At 36.6% G+C, this 15,129-nt stretch carries 12 protein-coding genes; 6 read left to right on the forward strand and 6 right to left on the reverse strand.

Annotated elements, in window-relative coordinates:
- Positions 1-14 precede the first annotated feature (14 nt).
- The 3 genes from dapF (at position 15) to AC5YGI_RS19290 (ending at position 4,552) form a co-directional block, all read left to right on the forward strand.
- Positions 15-782: a diaminopimelate epimerase gene (gene dapF / locus AC5YGI_RS19280; RefSeq protein ID WP_330745819.1), complete on the forward strand. Its 768-nt coding sequence runs from the start codon at positions 15-17 to the stop codon at positions 780-782.
- A gap of 29 nt (positions 783-811) precedes the next feature.
- Complete coding sequence (mltG, locus tag AC5YGI_RS19285; protein WP_110011140.1) at positions 812-1,837, forward strand: endolytic transglycosylase MltG; 1,026 nt, start codon at positions 812-814, stop codon at positions 1,835-1,837.
- A gap of 132 nt (positions 1,838-1,969) precedes the next feature.
- Positions 1,970-4,552, forward strand: coding sequence for a TonB-dependent receptor domain-containing protein (locus AC5YGI_RS19290; RefSeq protein WP_330745818.1), 2,583 nt, complete (start codon positions 1,970-1,972; stop codon positions 4,550-4,552).
- 45 nt (positions 4,553-4,597) lie between these two features.
- Here AC5YGI_RS19290 and AC5YGI_RS19295 read toward each other — a convergent pair whose 3' ends face one another.
- The 4 genes from AC5YGI_RS19295 to AC5YGI_RS19310 form a co-directional block, all read right to left on the reverse strand.
- On the reverse strand, positions 4,598-5,050 hold the full coding sequence (locus AC5YGI_RS19295; RefSeq protein WP_110009329.1) for an adenylyltransferase/cytidyltransferase family protein: 453 nt from the start codon (positions 5,048-5,050) through the stop codon (positions 4,598-4,600).
- Positions 5,051-5,181: 131 nt separating this feature from the next.
- Positions 5,182-6,204 carry a UDP-glucose 4-epimerase GalE gene (galE, locus tag AC5YGI_RS19300; protein WP_330745817.1) on the reverse strand — a complete coding sequence of 341 codons (1,023 nt, stop codon included), beginning with the start codon at positions 6,202-6,204 and terminating at the stop codon, positions 5,182-5,184.
- Between the two features lie 9 nt (positions 6,205-6,213).
- Positions 6,214-6,624, reverse strand: coding sequence for a hypothetical protein (locus tag AC5YGI_RS19305; protein WP_330745816.1), 411 nt, complete (start codon positions 6,622-6,624; stop codon positions 6,214-6,216).
- Between the two features lie 3 nt (positions 6,625-6,627).
- On the reverse strand, positions 6,628-7,752 hold the full coding sequence (locus AC5YGI_RS19310) for a DegT/DnrJ/EryC1/StrS family aminotransferase (RefSeq protein ID WP_330745815.1): 1,125 nt from the start codon (positions 7,750-7,752) through the stop codon (positions 6,628-6,630).
- An 88-nt stretch (positions 7,753-7,840) separates the two neighbouring features.
- On the opposite strand from AC5YGI_RS19310, the gene AC5YGI_RS19315 reads away from it, so the two are divergent.
- Positions 7,841-9,442: a S8/S53 family peptidase gene (locus AC5YGI_RS19315; RefSeq protein ID WP_496169312.1), complete on the forward strand. Its 1,602-nt coding sequence runs from the start codon at positions 7,841-7,843 to the stop codon at positions 9,440-9,442.
- A 207-nt stretch (positions 9,443-9,649) separates the two neighbouring features.
- Here AC5YGI_RS19315 and AC5YGI_RS19320 read toward each other — a convergent pair whose 3' ends face one another.
- Positions 9,650-12,184 carry a phosphoenolpyruvate carboxylase gene (locus AC5YGI_RS19320; protein ID WP_330745813.1) on the reverse strand — a complete coding sequence of 845 codons (2,535 nt, stop codon included), beginning with the start codon at positions 12,182-12,184 and terminating at the stop codon, positions 9,650-9,652.
- A 222-nt stretch (positions 12,185-12,406) separates the two neighbouring features.
- Here AC5YGI_RS19320 and AC5YGI_RS19325 point away from each other — a divergent pair, with 222 nt between their 5' ends.
- Positions 12,407-12,811 (forward strand): hypothetical protein, encoded by a 405-nt coding sequence (locus AC5YGI_RS19325; RefSeq protein WP_330745812.1) that lies wholly within the window; start codon positions 12,407-12,409, stop codon positions 12,809-12,811.
- A 37-nt stretch (positions 12,812-12,848) separates the two neighbouring features.
- On the forward strand, positions 12,849-13,454 hold the full coding sequence (locus AC5YGI_RS19330; protein ID WP_330745811.1) for a hypothetical protein: 606 nt from the start codon (positions 12,849-12,851) through the stop codon (positions 13,452-13,454).
- A 248-nt stretch (positions 13,455-13,702) separates the two neighbouring features.
- On the opposite strand, the gene lpdA is transcribed toward AC5YGI_RS19330, so the two are convergent.
- Entirely contained in the window at positions 13,703-15,103 is a 1,401-nt protein-coding gene (lpdA, locus tag AC5YGI_RS19335; protein ID WP_330745810.1) for a dihydrolipoyl dehydrogenase, read from the reverse strand.
- Positions 15,104-15,129: the final 26 nt, after the last annotated feature.

Below are 15,129 nucleotides of genomic sequence, written 5' to 3' on the forward strand. Positions count from 1 at the left end.
TTTAACAAAAAAATATGGAATTTTATAAATATCAGGGAACAGGGAATGATTTTGTAATGGTAGATAACCGGGATCTGCAGTTTACCAAAGATAAAGACAGTATTGAAAAATTATGCGACAGACGTTTCGGAATAGGTGCTGACGGTCTTATTCTATTGGAAAACGATCCTCATTATGACTTCAAAATGGTGTACTACAATTCTGATGGCGGAGAAAGTACGATGTGTGGAAACGGAGGAAGATGCCTTGTCGCTTTTGCTTTTTTCCTTGACATCTTTGAAGACAAATGCAAATTCATTGCGACAGATGGTGAACATGAAGCTGAAATCCATAACGGAATCATTAAATTAAAAATGATTAATGTAAACACCGTTTCACAGGACGGAAATGACTTTGTGCTGAATACCGGATCTCCACACTACGTAAAATATGTAGACAATCTGAAAGATTATGACGTTTATGACGAAGGATATGGCATCAGAAATTCTGAAAAATATAAAGAAAAAGGAATCAATGTGAACTTTGTAGAAAAAATTTCAGATAACGAAATTTTTGTAAGAACCTATGAACGAGGCGTTGAGGACGAAACTTACAGTTGTGGAACAGGAGTTACAGCTTCCGCTTTAACTTTTCTGCAAAAACATAATCTAACCTCTGTAAAAGTTAAAACTTTAGGCGGAAACCTTAAGGTATATGCTGAAAAAAGCGGTGATGCATTCCAGAATATTTGGCTGGAAGGTCCTGCAAAGCAAGTTTTTAGAGGTAAAACAGATCTTCTTTAAAACAAAAAACTTTTAATCAACATTTAAGAATGAAAAAAGCTATTCTCATTATCATTCTGCTGGTTTTTGTAGTGGCAGGATTTTTTGGTTTGAGATTTTATAATAAATATTTAGGAAACAACGTAGAAAAAGATGGTTATGTTCTGATTCCTCATAGAGCAGGTTTTAAACAGATCCTGGATTCTATTGCTCCATATATTAAAGACAGGGAATCTTTTGAAGCTGTGGCTAAAGAAAAAGGTCTTGATACCAATTTCAAAGCAGGACGTTATCACATCCAGAGCGGAACAGGCAACAAAAACCTTGTCAATATGATCAAAGCAGGTAACCAGACAGCCAACTCTTACAGAATCGGGGATTTTGGAGATATGTATCAGATGATTGGTAAGGTGACCAAAAAAACGGAAATTGATTCATTACATTTTGTGAATGATCTGGATGCCGTGGCACAGGAGAAAGGCTATAAAAATGTTGAAGATTTAAAAAAATATTTTTTCATCGATACGTATAATTTTTTCTGGACAGTAAGTCCGAGAGAATTTTTTGCGAAGTTCGAAAATCAGTATAATGATTTCTGGACCAGTGAAAGAAAGAACAAGGAGCAGCAGTCCGGGCTTACAAGAGATCAGATCTATGCTTTAGCTTCCATTGTTTATAAAGAATCAGGAGGGAAAAAGGATGAAATGAAAACCATTGCAGGATTATATTTAAACCGTTACAGAAAAGGAATGAAGCTTCAGTCCGATCCTACGGTGATCTATGCGATTAATAAACAGACGAATTTTAAAGAACCTATAAAAAGAGTATTATATAAGCATTTATCGACACCTTCACCTTATAACACTTATGCCAATGCAGGTATTCCTCCGGGGCCCATCTGTGTAGTGGATAAAAACTCGATAGATGCTGTTTTAAATGCTGAAAACAACAATTATATATTTATGTGTGCTGATCCGGCAAGATTTGGATACCACAAGTTTACGGCAAGTGCAGAAGAACACGCTGTAAATGCGAAGGCTTATCAGGATTGGCTTAACTCGAAAAATATAAAATAAGCTTAGAAAGCACCAGGAAACTTATACAGTTAGAAAACAATAAACAACCATAATGTTTTGGCTATCAAATTGATATGGATATTCAAAATATTAAGGGTTATTCTCTCACGATCTTATACAAAAAAATAACCTATGAAGAATAAGACAGAAATTGTCACTATTTTCACCAGAAAAACTTTAGGACTTACATTAGTACTTTCAGCGGCAGCAATGGCTTTTGCACAGGAGAAGGCTGGAGTTTCGGGAATCATTGTCAACAAAAAAAATCAACCCGTTCCTTACGCTTCTGTAACTTTCAGCAATAAGACCAACAAAACTTTAAGTGATGCGGTGCTGACTGATGAAAAAGGACAGTATCAGCTGCAACTTATGCCCGGCGATTACGAAATTACAGTGGAAGCTATTGATTACAAAAAAAGTGTAGTCAGCAAAAATATTGCAACAGCAGGTAACATCGGTGCATTATCTATTGAAGCAGAGCCCTCTTCTACGGTTGATGGCAAAACAAAAGAAATTCAGGGTGTTGTTATTACTGCTTCAGCAGCAAAACCTTATAAAGTAGAGCTTGACAAGAAAACATATGATCCTTCGCAGGACATTGTGAGCAAAGGAGGAAATCTTCAGGATGTTTTAACCAATGTTCCTTCAGTGTCTGTGGATACGGACGGAACAGTTTCGATGAGAGGAAATTCAAATGTAAAATTTCTTATCAACGGAAAGCCATCTTCTCTTCTTGGAATAGATGATGGCGCCAATGCTTTACAAAGTATTCCCGCTGATCAAATTGAAAGAATCGAAGTAATTACCAATCCTTCTTCTAAATTTGAGGCAAGTGGAACTGCCGGTATTCTGAATATCATTCTTAAAAAGGATAAAAAAATGGGATTCAATGGTAGCGTAACCGGAACTATAGGTTATCTTCCAAGAACCAACCTTAACGCTAACTTAAACTGGAGAAAAGGTAACTGGACCTGGTTTTTAAATGGCGGAGGTGGTTATCAGAAGAATGAAAGTACTATGAAGAATACAACCACCAGAAAGGATGATATTAGCAGCCTGGCCTCAACCGCATTCCCTTTTACTCAGTATTCGCAACAAAATGGTAAAACAACCAGAGAAAGTGATACTTATAATGTGACTGCTGGTTTTACTCATGACTTCAACGATAAAACTTCCATTAATTTCTCGGGAATGATCAGAAGTTTTGATACGGATCAAACCGGAATCAACGCTTACAATGAAAGGGTTTATAAAGATGCCTCTACTGTAAATGATGTTGTAAGAGAAAGAAACAGCTACGGAAATAACAAAAACCTGGCCACTCAGTTTGATCTTGGGCTTGATCAGAAAATTGGAGATAATGGACAGTTATTATCCGCATCTGCAAGTTATCAGACGAATAAGACAGACGGAACCAATCAGATTATACAGAGAACTTTTATCAATAATCTTTTACAGCCTAATGGTAATGTTATTAATAATGTAAGTACAGATTCTAAAACGGATACCTTCATTGGAAAAATTGATTACGAACTTCCTATAGGTGAAAAGTCAAAATTAGAAGCCGGAGCACGTTATGATTATAACAGAAACACATACGATTATTTTGTAGACCAAAGTAATAACGGACAGCCTTACTTTACAAGATTTGATTTTACAAGTAACACGGTATATTCTGAAAATATTCTTGGAGTGTACGCACAGTTTAAAAGTAAGATTGGAGAAAAATTTGCTTATCAGTTAGGATTAAGAAGTGAGACTTCAAAAATTGACGTTAACTTTCAGAATTTTGATGTTAACGGAAATCCGGCCAATACTCCGGAAGTTAATAAAAACTATACAAAGTTCTTCCCATCTGTATTTTTAAGCTATGACCTTGCCAAGAACAATCAGATCTTGTTAAACTATTCAAGAAGAATTAACCGTCCGAGAGCTTTCTCACTGATACCTTTTATGTCTTTTGATGATGACAGAAACTACTTCAGAGGAAACCCAGATCTTAATCCGACGTATGAAAACTCTTTCGAAATTGGATACAATCTTTCAAACAAAAAGATCACGTTTAATCCAACTTTGTATTATAAAAAGTCTGAAGACGAACAAAACAGATATCAATACATCGATGAGACCGGAGCTGTCAACACAATTCCTTTCAACGTAGGAACAGAGACCAACTATGGTTTGGATCTGAACGGAACTTATGATCCTTACAGCTGGTGGAAAATAATGCTTTCTGCTGACCTTTACGGATATAAAAATACAGGAAGCTTTAACCTATTCCCTGACAATCCGCGAACTGTAAATGATTTCTCGGGTTCCGGCTTCTCATACAGAATTCGTTTTAACAATACATTTAAACCGACAAAAAACTTAAGTCTTCAAGTCCAAAGTTTCTACAGAGCTGCTGAGAAAACGGCTATGAATAACAGAAAGGCAATGTATGGTATAGATTTAGGTGTAAGCCAGACCATCTGGAAAGGTAATGGAATTATAGGATTCAATATCAGAGATATCTTTAATACCAGAAAAATGAAAAACTTCTCCGATAATGCTCAGTTTACCCGAGAAATGGAAATGCAATGGCAGCCAAGACAATTTGCTTTATCCTTCACTTATAAATTCAAGCAAGGTGAAAAAATTGATGCCAAACCTAAAATTAAAAAAGATATTAATTCCAATACAAAAGGCGACGAAGAACAAGGCGGCCCAATGTAATACAACAAAAATCCCGAAAGTTACTTTCGGGATTTTTTATTTCTGTTATTTTACAGGTTCTGCTTTCGAATATTTTTCTTTTTCAGCTTCATAGATCCTTCTTCTCAGATCACTGGTGGAAAACCTATGGTCTCTCTTGTTGAAAAAAATTTCAATTCCTTTTTCTTCACAGTATTTTTTACCTGTAAAGTCTTTGTCCATATAATCATCTCCTATGATTCTTACATCAATTACAAATGATTTAAGAATATCCAAAAGGTCTTCTTCCGTGTAATAAGGAATGATCTCATCCACAGCATTCACAGCTTTCAGTTGAATATATCTTTCAACAATAGTCTGGCTTGGCTTATTTTTAGTAGGACGGTCGTGGGACGGATCAATTTGAAGTCCGACGATTAAATAGTCACATACCGTTTTAGCTTCTTCAAGCATTTTGATGTGACCCGCATGTAATAAGTCAAATGACGAAAATGTAATACCTATTCTCTGTGTCTTCATACTAATTTAAAATTAAAGCTTCACTGAATTCAATGTTTTAGGATAACACTTACTCTTCAGGAAAATGTTTTGTAATTTGTTTTATGATCGTTTAAATTGTTGTTTTGATGCAATTATTTCTCAATGCTAATTTACGAATTTCTGGTATTCAGATATTTCTGCCATTCCCAAACTGTTCTCAAAGCCTCTTCCAGAGACGTTTCAGACTTCCAGTTGAGTTCTTTCTCTGCTTTTCCGGGGTTGGCGTATGCTATAGTAATATCCCCCTCTCTTCTCGCACAGATCTGATAGGGCACTTCTACATTATTGGCTTTTTCAAATGCTTTTACCACCTCCAGTACGGATGAACCTTTTCCTGTTCCCAGGTTGTAGGTATCAATCACCGCATCAGATGAAGAATCTTCTATCAGTTTCTTTAATGCTGCAACGTGCGCTTTTGCCAGGTCAACAACATAGATATAATCTCGAACAGCAGTTCCATCCTCTGTAGGGTAATCATCGCCCCAGATATTCAGTTTCTCACGCACTCCTGAAGCCGTCTGCATTACATAAGGCACTAAATTATTAGGAATCCCGATTGGCAATTCCCCCAGCTTTCCGGAAGGATGTGCTCCGATTGGATTAAAATACCTTAACAGTGATATTTTACTTTGATAGGCTTTGGCAAAATCAATAAGGATCTGTTCGCCCATTTGTTTTGTTTTCCCATAGACACTTTCAGGGGTTTTCAACGGGGTATCTTCATCGATCGGCATTACATCTGCCTGTCCGTATACCGTACATGATGAGCTGAAAATAAAGTTGGAGATCTTTCTTGTTTTAAATTCCTGAAGAATATTAATCAAGGAAAACAGATTATTCTCATAATAATCTACAGGTATTATCTGACTCTCTCCTACTGCTTTAGAGGCAGCAAAATTGATACAACCATCAATCTGGTGAGCATCAAAAACCTGAGTAAGAAGCTCTTTTCTTCTCAGATCAAAAGGATAAAAAACAGGTTTCTTACCCGTAATTTCCTCAATATTATTTAAAATAAACCTTTCTGTATTGGATAAATCATCAACAATAACCACTTCAAAGCCGTTATTAATAAGTTCTACCACTGTGTGAGAACCAATATATCCAAGTCCGCCGGTAACAAGTATTGCCATTTTTATTTTTTAATCTTCGTGTTTTCCTATGTGTTCTATTTCCTTTACTCCGTCATTTTTTTTCACCTTAAATACATTTACAATTAATAAACACAATATAAATATGATTAACAATCTAAAAGTAAAATGTTTTAAAACAGAATATCCGTTTAAAAATCCAAACAATAAAGGATAACCTAAAACAATTATGGATAATAATAAACTGAGATTCAGAAACAAAATTGCTTTATCATATTTTTCAATCAGATTAACAAATGCAAATGCATTAATAACTAACGAAATAACAATAAATAATATTTTAAATAGGCTAAAGTCATTAAATATATCAAGAATCCAAAATGCAGATATTATAAAAAGTAGTAAGCTGGTTATTACCGCTATATAGTATACCAGCTTATATTTAAATATCTTTCTTTTCATTAATTATCCCATAAACTCAAGCACTGCATCCGTAATATACTTCAGCTGCTCTTCGTCTAATTCCGTATGCATTGGTAAAGAAATTACCTGATCCAAAAGCTTATCTGTATTCACAAAATCTGCAGCATTACTTTCCTGGAAGTACGCTTTTTGCTTTCTTAATGCTACCGGATAATAGATCATTGCAGGAATATCTTTTTCTGATAAAAACTTCTGAAGCTCATTACGCTTTCCGTTCAGAATTCTTAACGTATACTGGTGGAATACGTGAGTAGAGTTTTCCGCTCTTTTTGGAGTCAGGATATTCGGATGACCAGCAAATGCTTCATCATAGAAATCTGCTGCTTTTCTTCTTGCTTCGTTGTAAGAATCCAGGTGAGGAAGTTTTTTTCTTAAAACTGCGGCCTGAATGCTGTCCAGACGTGAATTTACCCCTACCTCGTCATGGTAATATCTTTCATACATTCCGTGGTTTACAATTCCTCTTAAACGGTGAGCTAATTCATCATTATTGGTAAAAATGGCACCTCCGTCTCCGTAGCATCCCAGGTTTTTGGAAGGAAAGAAAGAAGTTGTTCCCACTGTTGCCATTGTTCCTGCCTGTTTTACTGTTCCGTCGGAGAAAGTATATTCTGAACCGATTGCCTGGGCATTATCTTCAATAACATATAAATTATGCTCTTCAGCAATTTTTAAAATTTCTTCCATATTGGCACACTGTCCGAAAATATGTACCGGAATAATTGCTTTTGTTTTGGGCGTAATTGCTTTTTTAATCTGTTCTGTAGAGATTGTGAATGTATCATAATCTACATCTACCAATACAGACTTTAATTTAAGCAAATGAATTACTTCTACTGTTGCAGCAAAAGTAAAATCAGCCGTGATAATTTCGTCTCCTTCTTTCAGGTCCAAAGCCATCAGGGCAATCTGTAATGCATCTGTACCATTGGCACACGGAATCACATGTTTTACGTCTAAATAAGACTCCAATTCATTCTGGAAAGACTTTACTTCAGGACCGTTAATAAATGCCGCAGAATCCATTACATTCAAAACTGCATTGTCTACATCATTCTTTATTTTGTAATACTGACTTTGCAAATCAACCATCTGAATTTTTTTCATATACTAAATATTTCTGTAAAAATAAGGAATTTAAAATCCTATCAAAAATTTTATTGATTTTGTTTTTATCTTTATACAAATAAATTTTATGAAAAAACTTTTACTCTTTTGTTTCCTAACAGGTTACCTAACCATTTCCGCACAAACGGAGCTCGTTTTTGTTTACTTCACGGATAAGCCTAATAAAACTGCTTTTTACGCCAATCCGCTGTCAGAACTCAGCCAGAAATCACTCAACAGACGCACTGCGCTGGGAATTCCGCTTAATGATCAGGATGCCCCTATTGAACAGTCTTACCTTCAGAATCTTCAAAATCTAGGATTTGTTGTGACCGATTATTCAAAATGGCTTAATGGTGCGGCAGTCAATGCCACTCCTGTACAAAAAACATTACTTCAGGCTCAAACTTATGTTTCATCTGTTGAAAGTTTTGCTAGAAACAGCTCTACTACTGTGAAAACAACACCAGGAAAATGGAAGGACGATGCCAGCATCAATAAAACACTTACCAATTTTAATTACGGTTCCGGAGCCGGACAAATAGACCAGGTGAATATCCGCCCGCTTCATCTGGCAGGCTATACAGGAACAGGAGTTTCCATAGCGGTGATTGATGCCGGATTCCCAACGGTGAATACAGGAACTGCTTTTGCAAGATTATGGACCAATAATCACATCAAAGCTTCCTATGATTTTGTTACCAAAACCGGAGATATTTATAATACTTCACTCAGCACACATGGCTCTGTTGTGTTAGGAGTTATAGGAGGATATCTACAGAATGTTTTTGTAGGAGCGGCACCGGATGCTGATTTTTATCTTTACCGCAGTGAAAATGCGGCTGTAGAAATTCCCGAAGAAGAGCTATACTGGATTGAGGCAGCTGAGGAAGCAGACCGTAAAGGGGTTGACATTATCACCTCATCATTGGGATATAATGTTTTTGATGAAAGCCGTTACAATTATACGTATGCCAATATGGATGGTAACACGTCCTTCATTGCCCGCGGAGCCGGTATTGCTGCTGAAAAGGGTATTTTTGTCCTTGCCGCTGCCGGTAACGCCGGACAACAGCCGTGGCATTACCTTATGACTCCGGCTGATAACGCTAAAGTATTTTCTATCGGATCTGTAGATTCAGCCGGAAATGCTTCAGCTTTTTCTTCTTTCGGACCTAATGCTCTCGGGGTGGTAAAACCGGACGGAAGTACCCAGGGAACCGGTACGACAACCGTTTATGATAATGCTACCTTAATTGTGAATGGAACTTCAATTGCTACTCCTATTGCTGCCGGCGGTGTTGCATGTCTTATTCAGGCATTTCCAGCGATGAACAGAGAGCAGATGAGAGCAAAGCTGAGACAAACGGCTTCACTATATCCTTCCCATACCGATCAGATGGGATATGGTATTCTTAATTTCGGAAGTTTATATAATCTTGTTCTGAATACTTCTGAAACTGTAAAAAAAGACAGGTTCTCCATATTCCCGAATCCTGCAAAAAACATCCTGAATATTGCGTCAGAGCAAGAAGTTCAGACGTTAGAAATATATGATAACCTGGGAAGACTCATCAGAAAAAGCAACAACCAGAAATCAATAAAAGTGGAAGATTTTTCCAAAGGAACTTATTATCTGAAGATTCAGATGAAGGACAAGGTTTTCTACGAAAAATTCTTAAAAGAGTAATTTTTTATTTCCCTCAGATTGTGCAGATTGATTACAACATAAACATCTGTGCAATCTGTGGGAGATATATTACTATTTTGGGTCTTACTACAAAATAAATTTGAGCTAAAGCTCATTGAATGGTTTATAATAAAAAAACGGGCTAAAGCCCGTTTCTATTGATATGGATTATCATTTCGTTATGATCATTCTTGTTTTAAAAATAGCTTATGCCGAATTTCTGCTGGCATTAATATTCCCAAATAAAGAACGGGTCACCAGCTTTTCATACGCTTCTTTATTTCCTTCTCCTTTCTGGATTTTCATTAAGGCATATTGCTGAATACTTAACAACGGAAGTACAATCTTTTCACGGATCTTCACAGATTTTCTGGATAACGGATCTTCTTCCTGAAGCATTTTAAATCCTGTCAGTTCCAGCATAATATCTCTGGAAAGCTCATATTCATCAAAAAGCACATTCCAGAAAGCACCGAACTTCGGATTATTTTTGATATAGTAAGTCAATGGGAAGTAAGACTTGTTCATACTCATCATGGAGTTCAGAACTAAAGTTTTAAAGAAATCTGAACCTTTATACAGCTCTCTTACTTCTTCAAATCTCCCCTGTTCTTTCATCTTTTGCATCGCATATCCAAAACCGAAGAACCCTGGTACGTTTTGCTTCAGTTGCGACCATGATCCTACAAACGGTATGGCTCTCAGATCTTCAAATTTCAGTTCGCTGCCATTTCCCCTTTTGGATGGACGGCTTCCGATATTCGTTTTTCCGTAGTATTCCAGTGTACTCATTTCCTGAAGGTAAGGAACAAACATAGGGTGCGCTTTCAGATCTGAATATTTTTTATAGCTGATATCCGCCAACTCAATAATCAAAGCTCTTTCTTTTTCAGTAAGTTCTTTTTTAGAATTTTTGAATACATCATTTTCAACACCAGCGGTCAGAAGCTGTTCAAAGTTGTATTTTGCCTGCTCTTTGTTTCCAAAAATACTGGTAATCGTCTGCCCCTGAATGGTTAATTCAATCTTATTATTGGCAATCGTTTTCCCCTGGGAAGCATAGAAATCGTGGGTTTTTCCACCTCCTCTTGCCGGCGGGCCTCCTCTGCCATCGAAAAATACGACTTTGATATTATTCTGCTCGGAAAGTTTTGTCAGTACTTCTTTGGCTTTATAAATTTCCCAGTTGGCTTTTAAATAACCTCCGTCTTTGGTTCCATCAGAGAATCCAAGCATAATCGTCTGCTGATTTCCTCTTTTTTCAAGATGCTTTTTATAAACAGGATTATGATATAGCTCATTCATTACATTTTCTGCATTGGCAAGTCCTTCCATGGTTTCAAAAAGCGGAACAATATCCATATTGATCGCTTCATCCTGATAACCGCAGATTTTAAAGAAGGCATATACATTCATAACATCCTTTACGGCATCAGAATTGGAAATAATATAGCGGTTCATTCCTCTTAATCCGTTCAGATGCTGGATATCCTTAACCTGTGAAACCGTTAACAAAGTATCTTTCACAATGTCTTCAAAATCTTCGGCAGCTACCGTTTCTGAAATCTGAATAAGCTTATTGAATTTCTGTTCGTAATCAGCCTCTTCATTTCCGTATACTTTCGCATAAACCTCATCAATCACTTTCTGATGAATTCTGCTGTCCTGGCGGATATCCAGCGTAGCAAAGTGAGTTCCGAAGATCATCACACGATCCCTGAAATTCACCAAAAGATCTAAAAACAAAGAGTTATGTTCGTTGACCAATATTTTTTCTGCCTCAGCAGCTTTATTTAAAATATCTTCTGCTTTAATGCTCTTTCCGTCAAAAATGGCTGCGTACAATTCTTCACTTAATTGGGTTAAGACTTCAGAAACACCTCTGAAACTCAATCTTCTCCTGATAAATTTCAAATGGCTGTAGTATGATTTCAGAATCGCTGAACGAAGTTCTTCCGCTACTCTTCTCGTTACTTCCGCAGTTACAAAAGGATTTCCGTCCCTGTCTCCTCCCGGCCAGAAACCAAGCTGGATAATATCTTCATGAAGATGAAAATGACCGTTTCCGAAAGTCTTTTTGATCTTCGTAAACAATTCGCCAATGGTATCATAATATACATATCTCAGGTAAGAAATAATGCTCAGCGCTTCATCTATCGGAGTAGGTTTTTCTTTATTGACAAAAGGAGTTTTCCCCAGCTGCTGCAGGAGCATATCAATCTGCGTCACCGAGTCACTGGTAATAGCCCCTCTCAGATCCTGAATAATTCTTTGTACCGAACTTGGATAAAACTGAGTCGGGTGTGCCGTAAATACGACCTTAACGCTAAAGTCCTTTAATTTCTCGCGTACTTTTTCAATTTTATGATCCTGAAAAGAACGTTCAAAAAGATTGGTTACTGTTCCATTATCACTTTCTGAATGAAGATTAGGAAATGCAGCATCCTCAATACTGTCAAACAAAACAACCTGTCTTTCTATATATTGTATGATCTTGAAAAGCAATTCCAGTTTCTGCTCTTCCGTCTGAAGATCGGTATGGTTTTTAAAGAATTCTTCGACGATATTTTCAGGAGTTTTTCCTGCTTCATAGCCGGTCCTGCTTTCCTCATAAAGAAATGGAAGCAGCATTCCGATATTCGTCATTTTATCATAAGGCAGGCTCATAAATAATGAATTATAGATCTGGAACTTATTTTCCACAATCTGCCTGAATTTTTCTGCGCGTTGGTCATGTATCATACTAACAAATGTAAGCGATTTTCAAATTAGTTGAGTTGACAAATGGCAAAAATTAAGTACGAAAATCAAAAAAAAGATATTTACATTTTATAAGTACTTTTCAGAATAAACGAACGATTAATTATAAATATTTGTGCAGTTTTAAATTCATAGAAATCTGTTTTACTCATTCAGGATTAATATAATTTTGATTAACTTTACTTTCAACGCTATCCATAATCCATGAAAAAAATATTTACTTTTTTACTCGTAGCCCTTCTTTTCATCTCATGTGAAAAAGATTGTTACAATCCACCATTACCAGTCATTTTTGAGTTCGTCAATTCCAATAATGAAAATCTTATCACCAATGGAACATTAACAACGTATTCTGTTCAGGATGAAAATAATGTTGGTGTACAATTATCCAAAACATCCGAGAACAGAATTCTTTTAGAAAATGTAGGTGCTTTTAACGGAACAAAAAATTACAAATTTTATTCTAATATTAAAGATATCGACTTTTCCATCCAGTCATCGGAGTTTAATGGAGGCTGTGATGGCTATCAAATTAATAAATTAACGTTTACAGGTATAGATATTGATGTAACTGCTGAAAAAGGATATTATAAAATTGTACTGGAATAATTCTCTTTCTTACATTTGCACCGGAAACCCACTCTTTATGAAAGTAATCATCGCATTTTCCCTGATTCTCTCCAATCTGCTTTACAGCCAGATCAAGGTTCCCGATGATTATAAAAAAATTCCCGATATTCTTGATACTGCAGAATACCTCTACCCTTTCATTATTCCTGATAAAGGGTATGCATACTGGCGTGTTCTCAGCAATGATATGGATTATGAAAAAGCAATTATCTATGAAAGCCAGGCTCCTGATTTTATGACCATCAATGAACCTGTTCCTGAAAGAGGCTTTTTCCAGAAATGTATCGGGAACAACTGTTTTTCATACATTCTGGCGTGTAAGAATGAAAGATCAGTATATTTTTCCAATGAACAGCAACTGAGAGATTTTATCGGAACAGTAGACAATCTTCCGGAGGCTATTTTACTGGCTAAAACATATGGGTATTCTGTGGATACAGGCAATCACTTTACCGGATCATATAAAATTGAAGACCGTCATATTTCAATGTACCTTATGCAATCTAAGGGTTGTCCCGCTGTGAAAGAATCTTTTTGGGTTAAAATCAACAGAAAGACAGGAAAAATGGAGGCAAAAAGCAATGGAGTTTATGCCAAGGATGAAAACTGTACTTCTTTGTAACTGAATTAAAAAAACGCCAAGGCGCAAATTAATTTATCAACATACAGCTTTAAGGCGCGAGGATTTTATCTGCGATAAAATTTACAAACTGCTAATGTAAACCATTAAGATTTTTTAAGTTGATAAGGATAGTTAAGGGAATAGCTAAAGCTATTTTTTAGCAAGATTTTTTTCTTCATCTAAGATGAATCTTAATTATTCTTATGCTCTTCACAGATCTTAATGGTTTAAATTTTAGCATGACTTCTTTATATATTAATGGCGCCTTGTCCGGAGGCAATCAGGTAAGCTTCCTTCAACGTTTCGGAATAGGTTGGGTGCGCATAGGAAATACGGAACATATCCTCGGCGGTCACTTCATATTCCTGAGCTATGACACCCTGTGCAATCAAATCGGCAGCTCTGGCTCCAATGATGTGAACTCCCAGCACTTCGCCATATTTCGGGTCCACCAAAACTTTCGCAAAACCTTCCATATCCATTGAAGCACGGGCTCTTGCACTGGCAGAAAATGGAAATTTCCCTACATTGTACGCAATGTTATTTTGTTTCAGATATTCTTCGGTGTAGCCTACTGAAGCTACTTCCGGCCAGGTATACACCACTGAAGGAATACGGTTATAATGAATATGACGTTTTTGTCCATTGATTGTTTCCGCCACAAAAACGCCTTCTTCCTCAGCTTTGTGAGCCAGCATTGCTCCACCAATAACATCTCCTATTGCATAGATAGCAGGCACTGATGTCTGATTATTTTCATTTACTTTAATAAACCCTCTTTCGTCCAGCTGTACTGCTGTATTTTCAAGACCCAAATCTTTTACATAAGGACTTCTTCCCACCGCTACCAATACATAATCTGCTTCCAGCTCACCTTCTGTTCCGTTTTTATCTTTAAAAAACACTTTAGCAGCAGATCCGGTATTCTCGGTTTTATACACTGCATGATTAAGGCGGATATCAATACCTCCTTTTTTCAGGATTTTCTGAAGGCTTTTCCCCAATTCATGATCCATAGCAGTGATCAGATGATCAGCATATTCAAGGATAGTGACTTTCGTTCCGATGCGGTTGAAAATAGAAGCCATTTCCACCCCGATTACTCCCCCGCCTATGATTACCATAGATCCCGGTTTTTCCTTTAATGACAATGCTTCTGTAGACGTAATAATTCTTTTTTTATCAATCTCTACTCCTGGAATAGTTGATGGTTTTGAGCCTGTAGCAATGATATAATTTCGGGCAGTTATTTCTTTAACTTCAGATCCGTTTACAACTCTGATGGTAGAATTATTGATAAATCCAGCCGTTCCCTGTAATCTTGTAATATTATTTTTACTCATTAAAAAATCCAGGCCTCCTGTATTTTTTGAAACTACATCTGCTTTTCTTCTGTACATCTGAGAAAAGTCCAGTTCTATATGATCCAGCTTAATCCCATGTTCATTGAATTGATGCTGTGCTTCTGAATAATGATGTGTACTGTCCAATAAAGCTTTAGTCGGAATACAGCCCACATTGGTACATGTTCCTCCCAGAGTATCATATTTCTCGATAATCACGGTTTTATATCCCAGCTGAGCGCTTCGTATTGCCGCTACATATCCGCCGGGTCCTGAGCCGATTACGGCAATGTCATAATGATCCATTTGATTTATTAATTTTTTATGATTAA

Source organism: Chryseobacterium sp. CS3K3.1 (assembly GCF_059515165.1).